We start from the raw sequence: 24,064 nt of genomic DNA on the forward strand, positions 1-24,064 counted from the left end.
AGCTCCACTTTCCAGCCCTCTGGCTTGGAATGCCCATTTGCCTTTAAGAAAGCTTCCATTTGATCGACGATTGGCTTTGTGGGATCATGGTAACCATCGTCAAAATCGGCAGTTTTGGTGCCTCGATATTCCCTTGAAAACAACTTGGCAAGCATCTCAGCCGGCATCAGATCTTCAAATTCAGAGTCCTTGAGACTCGATACGGTATCAGCAGTGATCACGAGGTCCTTGTCATTCTTATAACTACCATCACGAAGGCTTTTGGCCATGTCCAGCCCTGCCTTGTCCCCATCCAGCAGCACGAAGGGCAGCTTTTCATCGACACCCGTGATGATGTTTTTGATGGCATTTACCCCTTTCACGCCGCCAGTGGGGATGAAAACCAGCTCTCTTCCATAACTGTATTTGCCAATCTTGCTCAGGAAGTTCTTGACGGCAATCATATACACCTGATCAGAAGGCCCTTCCACCAATACAGGCGTACAACCCAACAACAACGTATCGGAAACGGTGATGCCGATCGCCGTATGTACAGGGTAGATTGACTTTTCAGCCTCCTTGTTTCCTTCGCGCAGGTCATGAGAAACCTTGGTTTCCCCATTTTCAGCCACATACACCGCGACCACATCCCCAATGCGATCCGCATTCACCATGAAAGGGGAATGCGTCGAATAGAGCAATTGGTTCGTCTGGGACAACGACTCAAAAAACTTGATCAAGTCGTACTGCGCCATAGGGTGCAAAGTGAGACCAGGCTCATCAAGGAGGAGGATGCAATTGTTGTGGATGCCCTTGCTCTCAACCAAGAAGACGATGAAGAAACTGAAAAACCATTGCAATCCTCTGCTTCGGTTTTCAAGTTCGATGTCCTCCGGTCGGACATTGTCGCTAACCCATATTCGGAAGAAGTTGCCATCCGCCGCAAATCGAAAGCGGTAGTTCCCTTGTTTCCACCAATCCTTGAACGACTTGGTGAGGTTTGTCGAAGCCGAAGTGAGCAAAATATCGCGCTCCTGCTTTTTCTTTTGGTCGCTCTCGATCAGGTTCGGTTGCTGCGCATGGTTTCCCTCCCTTCCCATGTCAAGAATCTTCTGCGGATCTAACAGCAAGTAATCAAAGAGCACTTTCAACGTTCTGGATTTCGCACGTTGTCTTTCCGTCAAACTGGCAGTTTTCAATTGTGAAATATGCTTCACAGCATCCGGCAAGAATATTTCAGAATCAAGATTGCCGTAGTCCGAATAATAAACGAATGAGGGTATCTCTGCCCAAATCGCCAATTTCTCCGCTTCGATACCTGAAACTCCTTCATGCGAATCACCGACCTCATGGGAATTGATTCGATAGTTGCCATTAAAAGATCTTTCCACGACAACTCGCGTAGAGCCATTGGCGTCTCCTGCTCTTTCAAATTCTGCCGTGATGAAAATCTGCCGCTGCCCTTCCGTCTCAAATCGAGAATATTCACTCCTTGGATAGTCAATCAAAGGCAGTATCGGCTCACCATTTGCTGGCTTCAGCTTTGACAATGCCACCAGCACATTCGTTTTGCCGGACTCATTTGTCCCCACCAAACAAGTGATATCACTCGCATTGATCCATCCAGAATCCTGAATGGATCTAAACTTCGTAACCCGAAAACGTATCAGTTTTGCTTTCATATTTCTGATTCAGTGGTGTCTACGATTATCGATTGGAATTTCGGTTGAATCATCCAATGGTTGACTTGCAGGCCCATGGGAAGGCGTATTGGAGAGGGAGAAGCAAAATCCGTTGCTTCATAGATTCAATTCCATGCGCGCCGAATCCAGCTTTCGGGCGCATCGATCAACTCATCCATGCCCTCTTCTTCAAAAAGTGATTGCATACCTTTGTCGGTAACAGCAGCATATTTGGTGTTTTCTGCGTAGGGATCGACGCCGAGTACCGTAGCAAGCCCGCCAATCGCCTCCTCCAAAATGGGATGATTCAACGCGGCAAGTGCAGGCTGCTCTTTGCCAAGTAGATCGTAGTCAAGATAGACATCGCAATCGACAACTAGCGTAAATGCAAGAATACCAGCACACAACACCCTGACAGAGGCAAGTCCATCGACGACGACTTCATGGTCTGGAAATTTGACATGTGTTTGCCCTTCCATCACGGCAAATACGGGAAACCAAAGTCCTTCCTTTTCGGGAAGAGAAAAGACCGTTTGCCCATCGCCGTTCACATTCGCGTTGAGAAGCAAGTCACTCGGAATAAGTCGTTGTAGGGCAATGAATTCCTGAGTTGCGTTGCTGCCGATTCGGCACCAACGCTCAACCCTCAAAGTTTCAAACTGGAAGAAGTTGCGCACAGACAACGCCGCTGCCACAATAACTACTTTTTGTCGCCACTCCTCAAGTCCTTGCAGCGAATATTCAAGGGGTGTTTGAAGATTGAGCTCGTAGTTCCATTCCCCAACACCATCACTCCCGTCGTTGTACCGTTTGAGCTGTATCATTTGATTTGGAATATACCGCCGTCTGCAAACTTAATTCTTATCTCCGTATCTGGAAAGGTTTGATGAATCGATTCTATTCCAACATTTCTGTTTTCAAGCATGAAGTCAGAGTAGTTTCCATTCTTCACTTGAATATCGACTAATTTTCTAAACCCTTTGGGAGCATTTACCAATTGGCTGCATCCTTTTGTTACATTGGACGCCACACCTTTGTTGTTTTGAACAAACTTAAGCTGCACCACGATGGAATTGGATTCCGTATTGACAATTCCAATTTTGGGTTCGGCGCCAATGTCCGCGTCAAAGCCAAACTTGTCAGTGGATCGCTCGAAAAATATTTCGTCGTATCCTTGTTTGATCAGTTCGTCTGCACCGTCCAACGTTTGCACCGTTTTTGCGACGAGGTCAGGTTCTACTTTGGGTCCTTGTTTGAATGTAGAAAGCACTTTATCAAATCCTTCAAAATCAGCGTATCTTCCATTCACAATCCGGTTCAATAAGTCTTCGCCACCTGGATGCTTTTTGAATTGCGCAATGATTTTTTGGATGTCCTCACCTTTCATTTTGAGGCGTTTACATAGAGCAGTTAAGTCTGCTTCCGCCTGTGCGGAAAGGCCCGTTTTTGTATAATCAACTACATGCTTGGGCTCCTCAGTAGTTTTTGGTCCTTCTTCTATCGGTTCGGTCGTTTTGTCTTTTTCCCTATTCCTCAACCTGCCCTTTTTGTTTTCATTGGCTTTCTTGGGCCGATACCGCCTCTTACCACGCGTTTTCAACGGTGGACGCTTGAACATTCCCTTGACCTTGCCTACGATAGCTTTGGCGAATTTTACGGCCGCAGCCGCTATCAGCACCATCACCAAGAGCAAGGACAGGGTCAAAATACCGGATGCGATATTTTCATAGTACAATTCGTTCTCAAGTGCCTTGGTTTCATCCGTTTCAGCATCTTCCAAGCTATGGAGACCTGCCCGGCTAGTTGCAATGATCGTTAACTCGCAAGCCGCAGTGCTTAATAATACACCAAGTCCGATTGCGCCAGCCAACTCGAAGCCTGCCCAAGCTCCACCAGCCGTGCCAAGCGGCCCGCCAAGGGTGCCGATGATTGCGCCACCTGCTACCATGGCAACTGTTAGCCAGCCCATCAAACGTCCAAGAATTGCATTGAGCTTTGCCCAAACCTGTGTGATTGCTTCACCAAATTTCGAGAACCGTAAATGCCATAGATGGCCACCTGCTACCAAAATTTGTTCGCCAATTCCTTGGATATCGGCCCAAACGCCCGGGATGGGCCATATCAGTTCCCAAAGACCTTCTACAATGGCATCCCACCAATTGGCGGCCATCGACTCCAACATCGGTTGGAGATAGGACATTACGCCATCCCAGTGGCTTTCAGGGACCCCTTGTTCTTCCAGCTTCTCCTTGGCTTTTGCTTCTACAGCGTCAATCCTCGTTTGCATCCAGCTACGAATGGCCTCGATGACCTCCTTACCTTTTTCGGCGATTTTGTCAAAGAAGTTCCAAACCTTGGAAATCATGTCCAAGGTTCCGCTTACCGCTTTCGGAATAAGGGCTTTGAATGGGAAAAACAAGGCACTGCCCAGCGCACTTGCGATCGCCACCAAGGCCTCCGTCGTATTGTCGGGCAAATCAAATCCCAATAGATCAGCCAAATTGTTGATGCCACCCCATGCTGCGCCAGCGACTGTCTTTGCGGCATTTCCAACAAAATTGCCAACTGCCCCCAAGGCCTTGTTGGCGACTTTGGCTACGCCTCCGATGGCTTTGCCAGCAAAGTCAGCAACACCCGCGACCGCTTTTTTCCCCCAGTCCCAAGCATTGGAAAAGATATTCCGCTGCATGACTTTCTTACCAACCCGCAAAGACACATTTCCAGCCTTTTGAAGGCCATCCATTTTGCGCTCAGCCTCTTTGCTTTTTCCGGCGATGTTGTTTTCTGCCGCCTTCGCCCCAAGGCTTGCTGCCTCAGACTCGAGTCCATGATCATCATTGAGCGGCATGCCGTTGACCTCACTCGATGCCTGTACGCGGCCCTCGCGCTGTTGAACGATATGCGCCAATTCGTGCCCAATCAGCGCACGGCCTTCCGCACTTGCAGGATTGTAAAATCCTGGCGCAAAATGCAGTGTATCTCCTGCTGCAAATGCTTCAGCCCCACTCGCCAAGGCCTCCTGCGAATCTCGGACGATTTGAACTGTTGAGAAATCATGCCCAAGACTATCCTCCATTTGCAATCGCAGTTCCTTCGGAAGTCCATTGGGGCTTTCATCAGGCGGCGCAGACGCCGACTCCTGTTCCTTTAGAAACGAATTTTCTGCAAATTCCTCAGATTCGTCAGACGCACCAGAATCGTTGGGAGGAGAGACCGGCGATGCAGTCAATGCAAACGGGGGAGGTGTCATCACCTTCGTGATTTCGTGGTCCTCTTCGAAATGCCCGGTTTTACCTGAGCTATGCCTTTGACTGCGTTGATGCCTTTGGTCGCCTTCCATGAGCTAGAGAATGTGGTTAAGAGACTCAAATATAGACATTAAGAACTAAGAACCAAATTGCGCATGACATTTTTTAGTGAATTTCAAGCAAATGTTGAAGGCGAACGCCCTGATGGATTTGTTGGAATACTACCTCAACCTCCACCGAATCAAAAACAACTCCTCCTGCACCACCCGCTGCTCCAATTTCCCCGCCACATCCGCAATCAGCGCATCACGCTCTTCATCGATTTGATCCTGCGTGGCAAACAACTCCCGCCGAAGGCGATTCCTTTCCTTTTCAAGTTCGCCCACACGCTTTTGCCCTTCGAGCTTTTCCTTCAGAGGCAACGAAGCCGTTGCAGCACGGCGCGCCTCTTTGATGCGTCGATCGACTTCCCTGATTTCAGCCTCCAACGTGCTTTTGCGGTCGTCTGCCCAGCTTTCGAGTTTGTTGACCTCCGCATCAAAAAACTTCGAATTCCGACCTTCAATCTTTTCCAAGAATTCTGCAACCTGAGGCGAGAGCACCGCTTCAAGGCGCGGACGAATGGCCTCTATCGCCTGCGCATCAACAGGTTCATCGGCCAAAACTTGCCCATTGACTTTCAACAGGCGCGCCGCATCCTCGGGTGGATAGACCTCCCCTGAATCGGTCATCACCGCAGTCAGCAGATAATCCTCCGTGAGTTCCATGGCTTCTACGGTGAGCCCTTTCATCAGCAGCCATCCGCTGTTGCCTACCAAAGGTTCAATGGCGGCGATATTTCCTTCATAACCCGCATAGTCCAGCAACAAAGTCGCTGCCGGCGATGGTCTTTCCGTCGCCGCCGCGCGTACCCACCTCGCCAATGGATGCTCAGGCCGATACAAATGCGCCTCCTTGCTGCGCCTTGGCAATTCATACCGCCCCAACGGAATGTCTGTCCGATCTGCTAAGCCAAGCGGCAGATCAAGCAGATTGAATCCCCCGTCGCGATCAAACTCCGCGAATCCAGCCAAGACGTGTTCCGTCACGGTCATCAATAACCGTTCGTGTTGTTTCAATGCCCCGCGCGAAGCCTCGTCCAAAGACTTCAGCTTCTCCCGAACCTCCTCGTCAAAATTTTCAATCAGACGGGTGCGTGTTTCACGCATTTCCTCGTTGATCTCGTCCCGCAATTCGGCTTGCAGTAGATCAAACTGTGCTTGGATGGCACTTGTCGTCCTACAAGTCCGATAGATTTCAGCGATACGATTTTCAAAATCTACCCCCGACCCAATCGATCCTAGAATTTCGTCGCTCGCCCCAAACACCCCCTCAAACAGCTTGAACTTCTCATCCAAGATCTTGTAAACCCGTTCATCGGCGGCATTTTCTGTATTGAGAAAGTTCAATACAACCACATCATGTGCTTGCCCATAGCGGTGGCAGCGACCGATCCGCTGCTCGATCCGCTGTGGATTCCATGGGAGGTCATAGTTTACCACGAGTGAACAAAACTGTAAGTTGATGCCCTCGGCACCTGCCTCGGTGGCAATCATGATCGTGGCTTCCTCTTTGAAATAATCCACGATGGCAGACCGCATATCTGCCGTGGGTGATCCTGTGACGCGATCCGTTCCCTTGTGACGCTGAAGCCAAGCATTGTAGATTTCCCTCGATCGTGGATCACTGTTGGTGCCATTGAACAGCACGATTTCCCCCGACGAGTAGGCATCAAGCGTAAGCAAGCGCACAAGGTAATCCTGTGTTTTGCGCGATTCAGTAAAAATGATTGCCTTGCGTGATGCTCCCAAATTGGTTGCCTTCTCGAATGCTTTCTCAAGTCCAGTCAGCAGCTTTTCTCCTTTGGCGTTTTTCGTGACGGATTCTGCGAGTGCCAGATAGCGTTCAAGGTCCTCCTTTTCCACCTGCATCGCAACGCGTTGCATAGCGCTCAGTGCAGGTGAAGTCTCATCTTCCCCTACTTCCCATTCCTCCTCAGCCTCCACAAGTCCATCGACATCAGCCTCGAAGGCCTGAATCATGTTGCCGCGTTTCTCTTGATCAAGGAGTGTGTTTGCCAGGCGATCAGCCATTGTACGCAAAGCACCTGCTATAGCAAATGTCGAGGATGCAAGGAGTTTTCTCAGGATTAGCGTGATCAAGGAACGCTGTCCACTTGGCAGGGCCTCCAAATTGGGCCGCGCCAGATATTCCGTCACCTCATTGTAAAGTTCTTGTTCCTTTTCGGCAGGTGTAAATCTCTCCACGATGGCCGTGCGCTTCGTATAAGGCACGTACTGCATCACCTGCTTGCGCAACGTCCGATGGCACACAGGTTGCAGCCTGCGCTTGAGATCGTGAAAGGGCTGATCCAGTTTCAGGTTGCCATACTGCTCTCTGAAACTCTTCAGGTTCCCAAACACATGTTCGTCGATGATGCTCACCAACCCATACAACTCCAACAACGAATTTTGCAACGGCGTAGCCGTCAACAGAATTTTCGGCGAATCTTTCAGGGCATCTTTGAGGGTATTGGCAATCTTGTTGTCCTTTTTATAGACATTCCGCAGACGGTGGGCTTCATCAATGACCACTAAATCCCACTGAATTTGAGCGATATCAGCTTCCTTATCCCGTGCAAAATGGTACGAACAAATGACAATCTCGTCCTTGATCAGAAAGGGACGTCTGTTTCCAAGTGCAACCGCACCTTTGTAGCTTTTAGATTCCAGGATCACCGAAGGAAGGAAAAACTTTTCCAACAACTCCTGATTCCACTGTTTCCGAAGGTTGGCAGGTGTAATGATCAAAATGCGCCGCTTTTTCTCCGCCCATTTCTGCGAAAGCACCAATCCAGCTTCAATCGTTTTACCCAACCCAACCTCATCGGCCAAAATCGCACCCTTGCTCAAAGGAGATTTGAAAGCAAACAAAGCAGCATCCACCTGATGCGGATTCAGATCCACCTGCGCATTGGCCACAGCCCCGGCAAACTTCTCCGTGCTATCAATCGGATGCCGTTTCCCTAGTTCCCAAGCATAGTATTTGGCGTGATAGTCGGTGATCAGTGACATTGTAGAAGGTAGCGAAGGGTTTTGATTCAATGAACCAAATTTAGCAAAACCCTGCCAAACATCAAACATGACATTTCCACAGCCCCCAGCAACCTTCCCTGACAAGCTACCAACAAGATCCCAAACCGCCAACGATGATTGAATTTGGGCGCCCCCTGCATGAGGGTAAAAGCGCGATCCCAACCATTTCGACTTCACCAGCGGAGTGATCGAGATTGCGTCGTCGGGCAATACGGAGGTCTTCGAGCCAAGCCCAGATTTCAGGTGAGTAGTACGCGAAGGTCTTACGAGCTGCCAAGCCATCAGCCTGCTTAAAGGGCGCGGTTCCGAGGTGCGGAGGAGTATGCAATAACCGTCGTCTGCCTCCTGGTACTCCTGCAATGGCTGTTTACAATGGGTGGCTAATCAATTTATTGACCGGTCACGGAGGTGCTAACTTCAGGACATGAAAGGTGGGCGCGCTTTTCATCACGCACCCTTCAATTGCTAAGAATTGTAAGCGAAGAGGGTGGCATCCCTGCCAAAAGGTAGCGAAAACTACCACCTTGTTCCACGACCAAACCAACTTGAAAAATACCTTTCTGCTAGTTTTGTAGGTGCAGAGTAGCTAGCGAACTAAAACCTGACTAAATCGCTAGTTGAGTGACTGGGAGAAAATATGGCGGGGTTGTACAATTCCAATAACCAAGCTAGTCAAAAACGCCTCAATCGCACGCTCAAAGACGATATACCCCACCCGCACGAGCGAGTGGGGCATACCAGATCCTTACATAGACATCAATCAGCCCAGTAATGCAGGGCCATGTACACACGGTTCGCCATGTTGTTCTTCAAGAAACCAAAGAGCGGAACGCTCCCTTGGTCGATCGTGAGCGTCCAGCCATTGACCTCGTCGCCGATGAAGGCGATCTTCACGGGCGCTACGGTGAGCTTGTTTTGGGTCCAATCGATGCGGCAAAACATCGCTTCTGGCTCGGTTCCCATCGTCATTTTCTTGGTCCAGTACGGCAACTGATCCTTGGTCACCTTGAGGTTCAGCACGCGCACACCGTCGTTGGCGGCGGTGGTGAACTGCTGCCAGGCCATGCCAAAATCGTAGTTGAGGGTGAAGAGCTGCTGCAGGCCCGGTTGGCCGGTCGCCAAGATCTCGTCCTGGATGTACTCGCTGGCCTTGGGACGCAGGTTGCTGGCCTCGCGGGCCGTGTAGCGCACGTGCATAATCACATCCGAGATGCTCTCGAAGTCAAATTGTGGCACATCGTTGGGCAGTTCCAAGCGCCAGCGGCTGATCGCGCCCGCCCCCTCAAAGGGCAAATAGCGCTCGTCGCGCAGATTGGTCTCAAAAAGCCCACTGTCATTTTGCGCGGTGCTCGTGATGATGGACTGGATCGCTCCTGTGTAGTCACGGAAGCGGATGTCCTCGCCATCCTCGGCGCGCTTGTATTCGCCGTCCTGCAGGTTGCCCGTCGTGCGGATGCTGCTCTTGAGCAAGGATACCTTGCAATGCACGCCCGTGTAAGGCCCGACAATGCAGGGGATCGATATCGCCACGCTCTTGATGCGCCGCATGTATTGGCCGGGGCTGTCCATGTCGTAGAGCCACTCCGGCACCTCAATCTCGCATTTGCCCGTCGCCTTGAGCTTGAGCAGGGCCATCGGGTCCAGCCGCGCAATCGAAATGTGCTTGGTGAGCTCATACTCGCGCCGATTCTGCTCGTGATAGGCCATTTCTAAGCGCTTCAGGTCCAGGTACAGCGTTTCGCCCGAGAGCAATCCGCGCCGGCCGCCATCCCAGTAACCAAACTTGATCAGGTTCAAGTCGTCAAATTCGGGCCGCATCAACTCGTGTTGCATGGTCGCCTCGGCGCGCTTGGCGACGTCAAAGGCAAATTTGTAGCTGTCAAAGAAAATGCGCGACAATTCACCCTGCATCCAGAGGTACAGTTCCTCTTGGGTGAATTTCTCATTCATGTACTCCTGTACCGCCTCGGAGTTCTCGATTTGGGCCAATTGATTCTCGTATTCCTTCTTCACGATTTGCTCGTGCAAGAGGGACGTAATCACCTGACGGCCAAATTGCTTGAGCTCGCTTGCCGCAAGGTTTGCTTGCAGCACGTAGTCCTCGGCGCGGCGGTAGTACCCGGCCATCTTGGAAGCCCGGTCGGCACTGCCTTGGAATGCCTTGGCGACCATCTCCGCACCATCGGCCCCGTATTTGGCAAATTTGGAAAGCTGAACCCCGCCAAAGCCAGTCTTCACACCCACCCCCAGCGGCGTGGCATGGGCATCAAACTGTGGAATTAGCCCCAAGCCCGCAGACGCAATATTGAAAATCGTTCCCAGCAAGCTGAAGGTATCGGCCGTCGGAAGGAAAATATTGAGCTCGGCATTCTCGTTTTTATTGAGGGGCAAAGTCTCGCCCAGTTTGCCACCGAGCGAAGCCACCGCATTCCCCGCAAATTCCATCAATCCGCCCACGCTGCTTTCTTTGCGGTAGGCCTCGGGGGCGATGTCGATGGCATATTGGTCCACCAGCTCGGCATACACGCCATCGAATGTCTCCTCGGTCAATGCATTGCGCAGCAGTTCCACGGTCTTCAGCTTATCAATGTCGGTTTGGCTCACGCCGAGAATGCGCTTGTAATGCGCAAAGCGCTCAAACGCGGTCGCCCGCGAACGCAGCAGGGCCTCGGTCTGTGCCTCGGCTTCCTTCCATTGCAGAAAGCGCACGTCGCGGCTCAGTTTCAGGATGCGCAATTCGTTTTGCTGCCGCAAGGCCGCCAGGTGCTCGTTTTCGCCCTTCTCGATGGCGCTCAGCAATGCGCCCCCCAGCGACTTCACCTCGTTGCAAATCTCCATCGCCTTCTGCAGCAATTGCGGCCCGCGAATGTTAGAGATCGGCTGATTGATGTTGTTGATGATGCTCCCGATGTCCAGCCCTGCAGCGGCGGCCTTCACCAACATGCCCGGATCGATTGGCGGATCAAACAGCGCCAATTGCCGCACGACACCCTCGATGTTCATGCAATGCCGAATCTTGAACAAGCGGTCCTCCACACGGTCCCAATAGGCGAGCAAGACATCGTTTTGGGGAATGCAAAAGTACAATGCGCGACCGATCCCGAAGACCGCACCCTGCCCATTGTTGCCGGAATTGCTGCCGCCTTGGATGTTGAAGGGAAATTCATTCTCCATCGCGACAATCGCGTTGCTGAAGGCATCGAGGCCAGCAGTCTTCAAATCGTTGTAGCTCTTGGGCATGATCTTGCGGCGCGGCGGGATCGCCTGTGGCTTGGGACCGAGGATGTTGGAGGCGAAGACATACAATTGCGTGGCCTCATTCAAGGTCTCGATCGTGTCTTGCCGAAACAGCGAGTCGCCCCAGGCGATGAGGTTGTCGATGTACTTCATCACCACATTCATCTGGTAGGCCAGGTAGCGCGTGCGCGCCACGACATGGGGATTGAAGGGCGTCTTGCGCCAAGTCGCGATGCTCGACTCGATTCTCGCCTTCAGTGCAGGATTGATGCCATCGTGGAGCGATGCCAGCATCTGGTCCAGAAATTCGGGCTTGGTTTCCTCGCGAAATCGGAGAAACTTCCAGAAGCGCTGCGGCAGCGGCTCGCTCAGGTCGGTGCTTGTGGGATCAAAAATAAAGTGAAACCACTTCTGTGCATCCGCAAAGCGCTGATTTTTGCTCAGGTGGATGGCGATCGCCAACGGCGCGTGGAAAAACAGTTCCCAATTATAGATCGCATAAGGCCCCAAGTCGCTCACGTCGATATTGTGGCTTGGAAATGGGCGATCCACCTTTGGCCCGACATCATAGAGATTGTCCTCCAGCGGCAGCACCAGCGACGGGTCGAGGTGCTTCGCCATCAAGGCATAGAGGCCGTCGCGGTTCAGGGCCTCGATGAGCTCGTCGCTATAGGGATGGTAATGCAAGGAATAAGTGTATTCGATGCGGCGGTAGGATTTGTCTTTCAAAACCCATTTGGCAATGCCATTTTCACGCTGCGAGTTGGCAGCATTGGTCTTATGAAAATTATTTTGAAGTTTCATGATCTTGAGATAATTGTGGGAAATGGATTATTGACCGCCGGCATTGAAGTTTCCGAAATCGCCGTTGAGACCGACCTGCTGACCGATATTCACCTGCCCGTTGCCATCAAACAGCACATTGCCGAAGCTGAAGAATCCTTCATTGGGCAAAATCACGTTGATATTCGGGTTTTGCATGACATCTCCCCAACCCGGATTGATCACTGGACCACCGAAATCGGGTTTCTCATACCATGGAATTTCCATGATTGGAGGGATTTCCACGTAATAGTCAGGAATCTCGGGAAAGTAGTAGCCTGGCTCATCCTTTACCAGATGCAACTTCTCCGTCGGCTCCACAAAGAACTGACTGTGCTCGTCGCGGTAGAAAAAGGGCGCATTCCATTGATTCGCTGTCGGATGCATGAGCGGCCGCACGGCATAGCCAGGGAAGAGACTACCCAGTTTGGTCGTCAAGGTATATTCGACCGTCGATTTTGCGGCATTGGAAGGCTGCGCAATATTCACCTTGAAAGCCTTTTCTGGCCAGTTCATGCTGTTTGCGTCGTAAGCGAAGTGTTTAATGTAATTGCCACCATAAGGATCACGGAACATCCGGTCCGTGAAGAAATCCACCTTGGATCCCAAATCTAGATCCCAGGTCCCCTGCTCGATTTGCGGCGGTGCATTCTTGCTCGTAAAAGTGATTTTGGCAACATAGGAATCGGGTCCATTCGGGGCATACCACATGTCAAACAATAGCTTTTGCGAGAGCTTTACCCCCGGTTGCGTCGGTGTAAATGTCTTGGCAAACAGTTGCAACTTGCTCGCATCAAAATAGGGTAGCCCCTCAAATTTGACAGGCCTCCTGAGTTCTGAGGATTTAGGCGAGCTCCATTTCCCTTTGTAGTAATCGCCGTAGCAAAGTGTGATTTCTGCGTTCACCTTGGCGCTGTCCTTCCATTCCGCGTCGGCAAGGCCATAAGGTTTGCCGCCTGCGGCATCGGCCGGTTTCACAAATACTGTCAACCAAAACAGGTACAACTTGCGTTTCCACATGATCGGCATCACAATATCGCCTTCGATTTGCAGCGATATTTTCTCCCAGGCCGTCCAGCCGGTTGCGTCATAGCGGCGGTAATAATATTGCCGCGTATTGCCGTTGGTGCGGCCGACCACGTGCAGCACGTCCAGGTTTTGATCACCCATCTCATCTTCTTGCAAGTAGGTGCCCACCACCTCAAGGTAGGACACGTCGTCCAGCTTTTTGAGGTAATGCAAATAGGCATCCTCCGCCAACTCATCCGTAATGTCGCTCTTGAGCAATTCGCCCTCCAGTTCCCTGAAGAAGGGTGACTTGTTGTCCCGCAACTCCGGCTCCAGCCAATTCTCGGGATAAAGGAAGATCTTGCGGTTGGCTTCCCAGACGCGGTAGCGCTTCATCCATTCCCATTGTTTGGCGCGGATGGAATCGGGCGAGACATTGGGCTCGAGGTTCATCATGCAGCGCATCACAAACAGCTGCACGCTGCTCAGCGCCATGCGGATGCGTGAGGTCTGCATGCAGGCATCCATCTGCACGTCGATCAGGAAATACTCGTAGAGTTGATCGGCATTTTGAATCTCGGGCGAGGGGGCGGCGTGGTGTAGGATGTAGGCCACCATGGCGTCGCGGCTGCGGTTGCGCAGGGCATCGCTGATGCTCTGCATCGTTTCCAGCCAGGCAGTATCGTCCAGATAGGCGCGCATCACACCCTTGATGGTCGTGATAAGCGCGGCATCGGGTTGTGCCACAAACCATGTGCGCAGGTCCGCGGCGGCATAGCCCGTCTTTAAGACCAGCGCCATCGCTTCACGCACTTTGTAGAGATTGTTCAAGCTCGACAATTGCCCTTGGGTCAGCCCAAAATGCAGCAGCACCTGATCGAGGTCGGCTTGCGTCCAGCCATTCACGTTCACCAAGATGCCTTGGCCTTGTGGCGTGGTGAGCGTCGGGTGCTGCACGAGTTGCACCCAGGTATCTGGATCAGGCTCGTTTTCCTTCTTGAGCAGCACGAAGCGCAAGAGCAAGGCAAGCTTGGTCCAGAGATTGGGCGGCGGGCTGCCAGCCAATACGTTGCCGGTCGGCAATGCATTCAGGATGCCTGTCGTATCCGCATTCTCGCCAGCAAAGTAACCCATTTCCCTTGCGGTGAATTTGAGCATGGCCTGCAGCATCGCAGCCTTTTGCAAGCGCAGCAAAGAGGTTTCAGCTGCGTCCAATTCCACTGTGCGGTAGATCTTGTTGGCCGGCACAGCCGTCTTGGCCATGCCTTTGGTGCGCCAACTCAGGGTCACCACTGCATTTACCGGCAAGTTCGCCACGCTGATGCGCAGGCGATAAAAGCTGCCTGCCGTCCAGCTAAGCAGGCCGACCGATTGCACTTCGGCCTTGTCGGTGGGCTGTGGCGCATTGAGCGTGTGATTGGCGATCACGGGTGCAGCGCCATCGACCGTGAGGTTCACAATGGTGCCATCCAGGGCCCTGAGATAGAGGAGGTAATCGTCGGTCGCAGGTGCCTCGACATGGAAGTCGTAGTTGCCATTGGCATTGATTGCGACAGCGTTCTCCATCGCCCGGAAATCGATCAAGACAGGGCGGTTGGCATCGGTGCCGGCATGGATGACATCCTTGTTGCTGGTAAGCGCCGCGACCGAGGGTTCATCGGATTTTAAGATCGCCACGAGGGCGATGCGCAAGGCATTGTCCTTGAGATTGTCCTTGAGTTGGGGCAGGATGTTGTTGAGAATGATACCCGTCTTGCCGGCATCATCTGGCGCTGGCAACAGTAGGTTGTAAAGCGTCCCCAACTCTGGATAGGCAGCATTCAAGGCATTAAAATCTGCCGTACCCGCGTCCTCCAGCAGTTGCAGGGCTGCGGCCAAGGCTGCCGTGTTTGCAGGCTGCCAGAGCGGGTCCACGATGAGCGCGGCAGCACCATTGAGTGCCACACGCGTCGCAGCCGACAGTTGTCCAGTATGCGTGAGCAGGCCCTTGAACGCATCGTAGCCGAGATGAGGGTCCACATCCGTGAGCTCCGTCGGTAGGCTGTCCATCGGCAGGGCAAAGGGCGTGGTATAGATGGCATTGTCACCCACCAAACCAAAGAAGTCGGTGACCACGGCATTGTCATAGACGAGCGCCATCTTGCTGCGCGCATACGCGAGGTCGGGATTGTTGGGCGCGACACTTAGCGACGCCTCCACGGCGGTGAGGGCATCGCGCAATAGCTTGGCTTGCCCGTGCAAGGTGGTGGTGCTCAAGTTCAATTGTCCAGTGAGATCGGCGTTGCGGAGGATGTAATCCACATCCACGACCTTGGGGCCGCTCGCCTTGAGCAGTTGCCAGGCGCGCACGAGATGGATGAGGCTCGGCTCTGCATCCTGCATATCGGTCGCAAAGGGATCAAAACCCGTGAGGATGACGAACTCTTGCAAGTCCGTGAGGCCCGCTTTCAGGAGCTTGGCGAGCGTCTCAGTGCGTTGCAAGGCTGGAATGGTGCTGTCCCAGAGAGAGAGCCAGGCTGGGAGCTTCTTTTTGGGAATCTTCTGCAATTCGATGAGGCGCAAGAAATTGGCGATGCGGGCCAGCAAAGTGCTGAAGGCGCCGTCGATATTCCCAAGGCTCAGGGCGTCTGGGGCTGTGGGAATGAAGGCATTGATCACAGCATCGGTCATTTCCAGGCTCCAGCCCAGCTTGCGCCAGAGCCGGATGAAGCGGTGCAAGCGGTCGTAAGCGAGCATGTCGAGGCGGTTACCAGCCAGGGATGGATCCGCAAAACGCAATTCCATATTGCCGAAATCGCAGGCAGCCGATTCTGGATGCTGGTCGGTCAGCGTGATCAAGTTCAGGATTTTGTGCTGGTTTGTCGTGAGCCATTGTGTCACGCTGGGCACGTATTGCGCTTGGTCCAGATCGGGAGGCAGCAACAGGAGCAACGCTGGGCCTGTCAAGGCACCTGTATAGTAGTCCTTGATCTGCTGCATCGAGATGCCGAGCTGCTGCAAGAGCGCCACCAAGTCCACACCGGGGTTGATGAAGCGGGTTTTCAAGATGGCAACCAACTCCGCGTATCTGAGGTCTGTATTGCGGCAATAGTCCTTCGCATTGCCAACGGCCGCATTCAGGGCCACAATATCCGCATTCGTGGGGAGACCATAATATTCCGGCACGGTGCGCCCTGCATTCCCGGTCAGGATGTTGTATTCCACTTGGTTGAGGCAGAGCATCTCGCGATGGGATGCCTGTGGCGTTTGGAAAATGCGCAGGGCCTCGGCGAGCGAAGTATTGAGCGACTCGGCGATCAAGCGCAGGTTTTCCCATGGCCGGTCAAAGGGCAGGCTCATCGGATAGACATTGTTGAGGGTCGGCGTATAAGCGGCCCCCACGACATGTTCGGGATCGGCCAAAAGATCGGGCGTGGTGCTGCCCTCGGCGGTATTGAAGCCTTCAAAATCCGTGAGCGAGCCATTGGCAATGTAGTATTCCAGCACCTCATTCACCAGGTCAATATAGGGCATCGCGGTATTGGTGTTTTCACAGGTGAGCAGGATGTGCTCGATGTCTGGCCGCCGATCGAGCAATTCATCGATGGGATTGGTGCGGGTAAATGTCTTGCCGGTAAGGTCGAGGAATTGCAGCAGGTCGACCAAGTATGCGGCGGGGCTCAAGACCGATTTGCAGTGGCTGCAAGCGCAATAATCGATGTTGCCAAAGAGATTTTCCATCGTCGGCGGTGCAACGATGGCGTCCAGGGCCATCTTGCCTTGCTGCAAGCCATTGTTGCTGCCATGGATGGCATAAACCGATGGATTGACATTTTGCGAGAAATATTGCGCGGTCATGTTGAGCGCGGTGCTGTATATCTGCGCCGATTTGTTGTAGACCATTTGCGCTTCTTCCAAGCTCGGGAAGCTGTCGCTATGGGCGCTCAGGAATTCCTCTTCCGAATAGTGCATCACTTTGAAGGCCGAATCCAAATTGGCGTCAAACAAGGCTTTCATGGACGCATTGGAGGGCGACATCTGGTAGAGTCGCTCCACCTTTTTGACGCCGATCTGTGTATGTTGATCCAATTCGGCAAAGCCATCCCAATTCTTCACGGGCTGTAGCCCGATCTCGAAATTGGGGTAGCCGGCTTCCAGGAAGGCAGCCACTTGGCCCTGACGCACGTTGCCATCGACATCGATCTCTTTGCGGCGCACCATGTCGGCGGTCACGAGGGTGGGGTAGCTCAAATTGATCTGAGAGGCCAATCCGGCGGTATATTCCTCGACGCTGAGTCCCTGGGGCACCCTATCGGCGACAAGGGGTTGCCAAGCATCTGCTTTGTAGAGGCCTGCCCTTGCCAGGTCCTCGGGCCGCTGGATGTCGAGCGTCTGTTGCAGGTGCTGTATGAGAGGGACGTTTTGTTTGGTGAGGAAGCCGAGTTTGGCATCCGCTTGCAGGCGGGTGATGGTCCCCTCGTCCATGCCCTTCTCAGCGAGCGTGGTCCAGAGTTTGCTTTGGTCGGCCTTGGTGGCTTGGTAGGTCTCGAGGAAGAGGTTCTTTTGCTGGTTGTCGAGGCGCAGGTCCAGCATCTCGCCGAGTGAGGAAACGGCCCCAGCCATGGGATTGACCAAGGCGTGATGCGTGCTCATGCTGGTATGCAATTCGATCGTTTGCGGCAGCAACTTGTCCATGGGGATCAGGCCATTCTCCATCGCCTTGGTGACCATCGCCGAGACTGTGTTGTTGCTCAGGTTGTGGATGGCGTTGGGGTCATTGGGAATGCCACCGGAAGAGGGCATAGTAATGGGCGGCGGTAATCTGGGTCCCTGCACTCAGGCTGGCAGCGCGAGCCGCCATGGCCACGGCGCGGGGATCCCAACCGCTTTTGTTGGCCAGGAAGGTGATGTTTTGGGCCTCACCGTCTTCCTTGAGGTCTTCCAGTGCCTTGCCGCCGAGCAGGGGCTGCAAAGCGGCGAGCAGGCGCTCATATTCAGTGCCGCGCAGGCTGTCTTGCTGCGCGATGCTGAAATTCACCGTTTCGGTCGCGCCTGCAACGTATTTCACTTCCGAACGGGCAATCTCCTGCGTGAGCTTGGCATCTGTGAAGACGCGCACCAAAAGATCGGCGCGTGTCTTGCCCTGCAGGCTGCTCCGCATGTAATGCAGCAGGTAGCTCCCGTCTGCGGCCGAGGCCGTGCTGGACAGCAGGCTGAGCCCGTCGATGCCCTTGTCATAAGCCGCGACCTGCAGATTGCGCAGGGGCTGCCCGGCGGCGGTGAGCACTGTTCCCTTCACCACAAACGTGCCCGAGGCTGTATCGGTGCTGAGCGCCTCCTCGGGAACCGACAGTAGGAAGGGATCGGGATGGGTGGAGATATTAACGACGACTCGGTCGCCCGAGTCGAGCACGAGGCGGTCGCCGACATAAACCTTGAAATACACGTCGGGCTTCCGGTCGAGGAAGAGCTCCATGAAATAGGTCTTGTCAAACTGCATGGTAAAGCGGCCCTGCCCATCGGTGGTCGCCGTGCCCAGCAAGTCGTCGATGAGCATGTCCTTGTCCCATGCCTCCACGCGCAAGCCCGGCAGGGATTGCTGCCGCTTGGCACTGACGACGATTCCTGAAATTGAATAAGTTGCCATATTTTAAGATTGGGTGAAATACATACGATGAGGTGTAATCAATGCTGTGTCCAAGGCCGCAAAATCATCTTGGATTTGGGTGCGCCTTGTTGTAAAAGTCGCGGTAAGAGCGATCGTCTCCTTCCACGGTGATGTCCATGTCCTCGGGACGCCAAGCGGCTCCCGTCGTTCTCGTCGGCAGGATTTCGACGTAAGATGGGGCTTGTGAACCGTCTGGCATCGTCGGACGTTGGTGCATATAGGCGTCGATGCTTTCCATCGTTTGCGCTTCTACGGCACCCGTAATAGCCTCGTCTCGCAAACGCTCGGCTACGTTTTGAGGTATCATGGGCAGCGCAGTGCCGTATTTTGCAGCTGCAGCACGTTGCAAAATGGAGAATATCTGGTTGAATTCTGCACGATTCGCACGCGGATCTTGATAGACCTGGTCTGCAACATGGCTTGCGAAATTGCTTTGTGCACCACGCTCGGTCCGGTAGGTGGGATGACCTGTTCCGACTGCCTGTACACCAAAGATGATCGCCTTCAAGGCAAACATCACAAATATGCTGGCAGCGAATAGCAAGCCAGCCATCAATCCCGGATTACCGTTGCCCTCCCTCAATGCGAAAAATGTAAGAACGGCGGCAATCTCAAGCGATACGATCCCGACTCCAATCAAGGTTGGAGTGAGATCCCGAATCGGCGCACCGCCCGACGGATTGCGATTGTGTGGGCCAGGATTCTCCCGGGTTCCTGTATCCTCGAGACTATGTAGATCCCTGCCTAGTTGCACGAGGTCACGGTTGTCTCGGTTCTGAGGCGATAGATTTGCAACATCTCTGTTCACACGCGCCAAAGAATCCTCCTGTGAAGGGTAATGATTCTGCTGAGTACGCCCAATTTCGATTTGAGACATCATCTCCCCAATCCCATCTCCTGGACGATCTTGCTTGTCGTGGTCCATGCCGGCAGTCGCGAGTGCGATCTGCGCCGCATCCTCGCGCGTAAACCCAGCCGCCAATGCCAACCTGTACGTGAGTGCCCCATGGGCAGGCTCCTCAAACATCCCGTTCGTATCCATGAACTTCAGCGGATTGTTGTTCACATAGGCATAGCGGTTGCCCTTTTGTTTCTCGCCGAGCTTGTCGGGACTGAGCCATCGGCCGAGCCAGGGGACGTAGTAGCGGGCGCTGTGGTATTCGAGGCCGCTCTCCTCGTCGCGCTCCATGCCGGTGAAGCGGTAGCGCTTGGCCGCTGCATTCACCGTGGCATTGCGGGCTTGGTAGCTCGTCGTGCCGAAAGGGTGATGCTCTTCGTAACTGATCACGCGACCCGTTTGATCGACTTCCATGCTCGCCGAACTCAAGTGATTGGGCAATTGGTAGCGCACGAGGTGGGCGTCGGGCTGGCCATTCTGGCCAACGGTGCGGTTATCGACCATGGCGATGCGCTGCTTGTCGTCGCTCACATGCAGGGTGTAGCGCTCGACATCGAGGTCACCTGCATTGTCGTAGCTGCGGTACAGCTCCACCGTGCCGAGGTAGTACCGCTGTTCTTTCTTCAAGGCTTGTGCACCCTGCGCATGCGCCTTGTCAGTCACCTTGCGCACGCGTTCGCCCTTGCTGTCATACACATACCACGTGGTCTCGGGTTCGCCTGCATTCACCGCTTGCGTCGCCACGGCTTGCAATTGGTCTCGGTAATTCCACTGCATCCGCGTAAGGTGGGGCATCGCCGTTGCGAAGCCATGCTGTGGATGCGGGTGGTAGTGGTAGTTCTGGCCAGAGATGCTGGTGAAGTCGAGGCGGTTGGTGCCGGGGACGTAGCTGTAATTGCGGGTGTACCCAGCCATGTCGGCGGTATGGATCAACTGAGAGAGATTGCCGACTTCATCGTAGCGATATACTTGCGCATAGGGCCGCCATAGGAAATCATCGTTCGGATTGAGCTGCTTCAAGAAGGGCAGGTCGTTCCAGTTGTCGAGTGAGGAGAGGTTCACCGTCGCCGCATGCTCACGACCTGTGGCATGCACGAGCTGGTAGATGGGATCGTAGGTATAGGTGCTCAAGCCCGTCGTTTTCTGGTTGTCCCAGAACCGCACGGGAATGCATTTGTCCTCGAGATGGGTGAGGTTGCCCACCGCGTCGTAGGTGTAGTACAGGTCTTGCAGGCTCTCGCCATTCAGGCGGTAGCTATGCAGGCGGGTGATGCGCCAGGTCTCGTTGTCGTAGAAATAGTCTGCCGTGACATCGTTGCCAAATCGGATCTTCGTGCGCTGACCCTTCTCGCTGTAGTCGATGTTGTGGACAAAGGTCTCCGTGAGCCCCAGGCGCTGCACTTGCACCGCCTGCAGGAGATTGGCAGCATTGTAGGTGGGCAGGTAGGTGCTACCGTCGGCGCTGGTCTGCTGTTTCACCCGGCCCATGGCATCGTATTCGAAGGTCTGCGGGAAGGCCTCGGGATCAAGCAGCGCATCTGGATTCAAAGCAGGCCAATCGATGACGCTTTTGTAGTCGGTGGCAAAGCGGCGGCTGGCGCTCACAAGTTTGCCATCGAGGTCAAATGCCAGCGACTCCAATTTGCCGGCGGTATCGTAGAGCACGATGGCTTGCCCGCGCAGGTTGAGCGCCTGGTCATTGAGGGCACCCTCGCCGTAGACGATGCGCTCGATCACATGGTTCAGGGGTGCCCCATCGCCGCCGCTCACCGTCTTTTGCGTGATGCGGTGGATGGGATCGTTGTACTGCGTGTGGAATACATGCTGGCGATTATCCCAGTCATACATCGCCTCGCCGAAGATGTTCATCAGCTTCCAGCGCGCACCCGAGTCGGGGGTCACTTGGTAGAGGGCATTCCCGAGCATGTCGTATTTGCTGGTCAAGACGGGACGCAGCAAGGTATCGGTCGTGATGTGGGCCTGCCCCTGGATGTCGAGCGTGAGGTAGGTGTTGTACTGGATATCCACGTTCAGGTTGTCCTTTCCATTGTGTGTCACTTGCAAGACGCTGCGCCCCTGTGCATCAAAATGCTCCGTGAATTGTGTGCCGGCATGGGCGAAGGCCTGTGCGGCAGCCTCTGCCTCGCGCATCGGGTCCTTGCCTGCCGCGAGCAGCGCTGCATCGATGTTGTGGTGAATGCGGTCGAGGTACCATGGTGATTCCGCACAGGTGTCGTTGCGGTCCCAAGCCTCCTTTTTCCAACTGTCGAAAACAACTTTGGTGAGGGTGCCATCAGGGTGCATCACCTTGATGGGGCGGCCAAGAGCATCATAATATGTGATCGAGCCTTTGCCAGTCTCCACCAACTCCTTATGGTTTTCATACTGATGGGTCACGGAGAAGTAAGGCTCGTATTCCTTCACGACATTACCTTTGTTGTTGAGCACCTTGCGGCCATTGCCGATCCAGCGGTTTTGGGGATTGGGTCCGGCGGATGTATCGACGGTCAAGATTTGGATGCTGGCATTGGGGTTTTCGATCACCTGCTTGGCGAGACCGGGCTCGGCCTGGGCTTTGGTCATCGTGACCTTGCCGCTACCATTGGCATATTCAAACTTGAGTTGGAGCGGGGAATCGACGTTTTGTTGGAAGTATTCCTCGCGGGCAATGGTGGCAGAGAGGGCAGGCAGCGATCCGCCGGATGATTTGTAGCGGTCCCAGTCATAGGCGAAACGCAACGTGGCCTTCTGGAGCAGCGGCTGCGCCGCAAGTGCTAAGGCACTCGGAGTTGCCGCCGCTGCAAAATGCTGGAGGTTCAGGGTCTCCGCCGCATCCTCCCAGTCCAAATGGCCTGTGAGGTCGTCGGCTTGCAAGCCCTTGCCGAGCCGAGCCATGACCTTCACGCGCCCCAATTCGTCAAAGATCACCTCGGTGATGTTGAGGTTGGCGTCGCGGGTGCGGCGAGCTTGCAGCGTGCGCAAGTCAAACGCAAGGACGGTATTATGGTTGAGGGCGGCATCGACGGTCTCCTGCATGAGCAGGAAGTCGGTCGAGAAATAGCTGAGGCTGGTTTTGGCGCCCAAGGGATCGGTGACCGAGAGGGCGCTGTAAAAGCGGGTCGCTGCAGCAGTGGGTGCCTCGCCAAGGTGCAAGTATTGCGTCGTCCCTGATCGGATCCACCAATTGGTGTCGCCGTCCAAGTGCATGTATTCGCCCTCAGCCATCATCGGTGCCGTCGCCTTGATCCCAAAGATGTCGGCTAGCAGCGCGGAGGAGAAAGCGAGCTTGTATTTTTCTGCCACCAAGCCCAGCGGATGGATTTCGTGCAAGGCGAGCGGCGTCACGAGGTCGGCAGACAGGTAATAGCTGCGTTCCTGTGACAGCAAGCGCCGATGGACAGTGCCCAGAGGCGGGACGGTCTGGTATTGGTGGTATTCGACCGGGGTCGAATTGAGGAGGACATGGAATGTGGGCCGGTCAAAATCAATGATTTTGAAGAGACCGCCGCTCGGTATGAGGCCCTTGATTTCGTAACTACTCTGCTCGGCCAATAGGCGCAGGCGATAGGTGGTCGGGGAAATGCTGTCGTCGGTGTAGCTGCTTTTTTGGTAGCTCACCTGCGTGAGGGACTGCGCAGCGCTGGTTTGGATCGGCAGGCCGACGCCCGGCACTTGGCGGCCATAGACGACGCTGGCGCTCTCCAATACATTGCCGAGCTCATCCACACGTACATTCAGGGTGTGGCTGATGCGCGGATCGGTGATATTGCGGTCGTAGTTGAGGGTGAGTGTTTCGCTCTCATTGACCACAAAGACGGCATGTTGTTGAGCACCCTTGGGTTGGATGAGCGCCACGACGCAGTTGTGGGTCGCGACCGAATAGGGGCTCAGTTGACGCTTGCGTTCCTGATCTGTGGCATTGAGACTGGGGGCGTCTAGCGCGAAAACCTCGGCACGCAGGGGCATGCCCTTGCAGGCGCGCATGGCCTCTTGCCATTCGTCGTCGTTGAATCCAGCGATGGCACCGAGCGGCAGATGCGGGGCGACGATGAGCCGCGCCTCGTCGAGTTTCGGCTCATTCACAACCACGGGAAATCCCTTGCGGTTTATTTCCTCGGGCCAATATTCGGTCGCAAACTGGCTCAGCAAGCGTTGCCGGTCCATGCCCGCCCCGAGATGGTACCAAGTTTTGGTGAGCACCGGCGCTTGGTGCAATGTGGCGTCCACGACATTCGTCGCTCCGCTCTTTACCCAGTGCTCAAATTCCTCGGTATCCAATTGATCCACCCTCCCAAAGCCCCTGAATTCGCGCTCGCGGTGGTCGTAGTAGCCGTGGTGGTAACTGTACTCGCTCACGTAGCGGCTGCCCTCCACATGGTCCAGCATCTCGGTTTTGCGCATGCAATGCA

At 54.1% G+C, this 24,064-nt stretch carries 8 protein-coding genes; all 8 read right to left on the reverse strand.

The genetic code is table 11. The features are described from left to right. Positions 1-1,661, reverse strand: a 1,661-nt coding sequence (locus tag IPN95_21850) for an AAA family ATPase (protein ID MBK9452012.1), incomplete at its 3' end; no start/stop codon positions are given. Positions 1,662-1,786: 125 nt separating this feature from the next. Next, complete coding sequence (locus IPN95_21855) at positions 1,787-2,485, reverse strand: hypothetical protein (GenBank protein ID MBK9452013.1); 699 nt, start codon at positions 2,483-2,485, stop codon at positions 1,787-1,789. Further along, positions 2,482-5,001, reverse strand: coding sequence for a DUF4157 domain-containing protein (locus IPN95_21860; protein MBK9452014.1), 2,520 nt, complete (start codon positions 4,999-5,001; stop codon positions 2,482-2,484). The genes IPN95_21855 and IPN95_21860 overlap by 4 nt, the downstream gene beginning before the upstream one ends. A gap of 129 nt (positions 5,002-5,130) precedes the next feature. Beyond that, on the reverse strand, positions 5,131-8,022 hold the full coding sequence (locus IPN95_21865; GenBank protein ID MBK9452015.1) for a DEAD/DEAH box helicase family protein: 2,892 nt from the start codon (positions 8,020-8,022) through the stop codon (positions 5,131-5,133). A gap of 777 nt (positions 8,023-8,799) precedes the next feature. Further along, positions 8,800-12,084, reverse strand: coding sequence for a toxin (locus tag IPN95_21870; protein MBK9452016.1), 3,285 nt, complete (start codon positions 12,082-12,084; stop codon positions 8,800-8,802). A gap of 27 nt (positions 12,085-12,111) precedes the next feature. Continuing rightward, positions 12,112-17,892 (reverse strand): hypothetical protein, encoded by a 5,781-nt coding sequence (locus IPN95_21875; protein MBK9452017.1) that lies wholly within the window; start codon positions 17,890-17,892, stop codon positions 12,112-12,114. Next, positions 17,864-18,736, reverse strand: a complete 873-nt coding sequence (locus IPN95_21880; GenBank protein ID MBK9452018.1) for a hypothetical protein — start codon at positions 18,734-18,736, stop codon at positions 17,864-17,866. The genes IPN95_21875 and IPN95_21880 overlap by 29 nt, the downstream gene beginning before the upstream one ends. A gap of 64 nt (positions 18,737-18,800) precedes the next feature. Continuing rightward, positions 18,801-24,056 (reverse strand): hypothetical protein, encoded by a 5,256-nt coding sequence (locus IPN95_21885; GenBank protein ID MBK9452019.1) that lies wholly within the window; start codon positions 24,054-24,056, stop codon positions 18,801-18,803. Positions 24,057-24,064: the final 8 nt, after the last annotated feature.

The sequence above is a fragment of the Bacteroidota bacterium genome (genome assembly GCA_016718825.1).
GTDB lineage: Bacteria > Bacteroidota > Bacteroidia > J057 > JADKCL01 > JADKCL01.

Bases quoted from the DNA above. Each gene is read 5' to 3' on its own strand.
- IPN95_21875 (MBK9452017.1), bottom strand. From the start codon at position 17,892: ATGCCCTCTTCCGGTGGCATTCCCAATGACCCCAACGCCATCCACAAC.
- IPN95_21860 (MBK9452014.1), bottom strand. From the start codon at position 5,001: ATGGAAGGCGACCAAAGGCATCAACGCAGTCAAAGGCATAGCTCAGGT.
- IPN95_21880 (MBK9452018.1), bottom strand. From the start codon at position 18,736: ATGGCAACTTATTCAATTTCAGGAATCGTCGTCAGTGCCAAGCGGCAG.
- IPN95_21870 (MBK9452016.1), bottom strand. From the start codon at position 12,084: ATGAAACTTCAAAATAATTTTCATAAGACCAATGCTGCCAACTCGCAG.
- IPN95_21885 (MBK9452019.1), bottom strand. From the start codon at position 24,056: ATGCGCAAAACCGAGATGCTGGACCATGTGGAGGGCAGCCGCTACGTG.
- IPN95_21855 (MBK9452013.1), bottom strand. From the start codon at position 2,485: ATGATACAGCTCAAACGGTACAACGACGGGAGTGATGGTGTTGGGGAA.
- IPN95_21865 (MBK9452015.1), bottom strand. From the start codon at position 8,022: ATGTCACTGATCACCGACTATCACGCCAAATACTATGCTTGGGAACTA.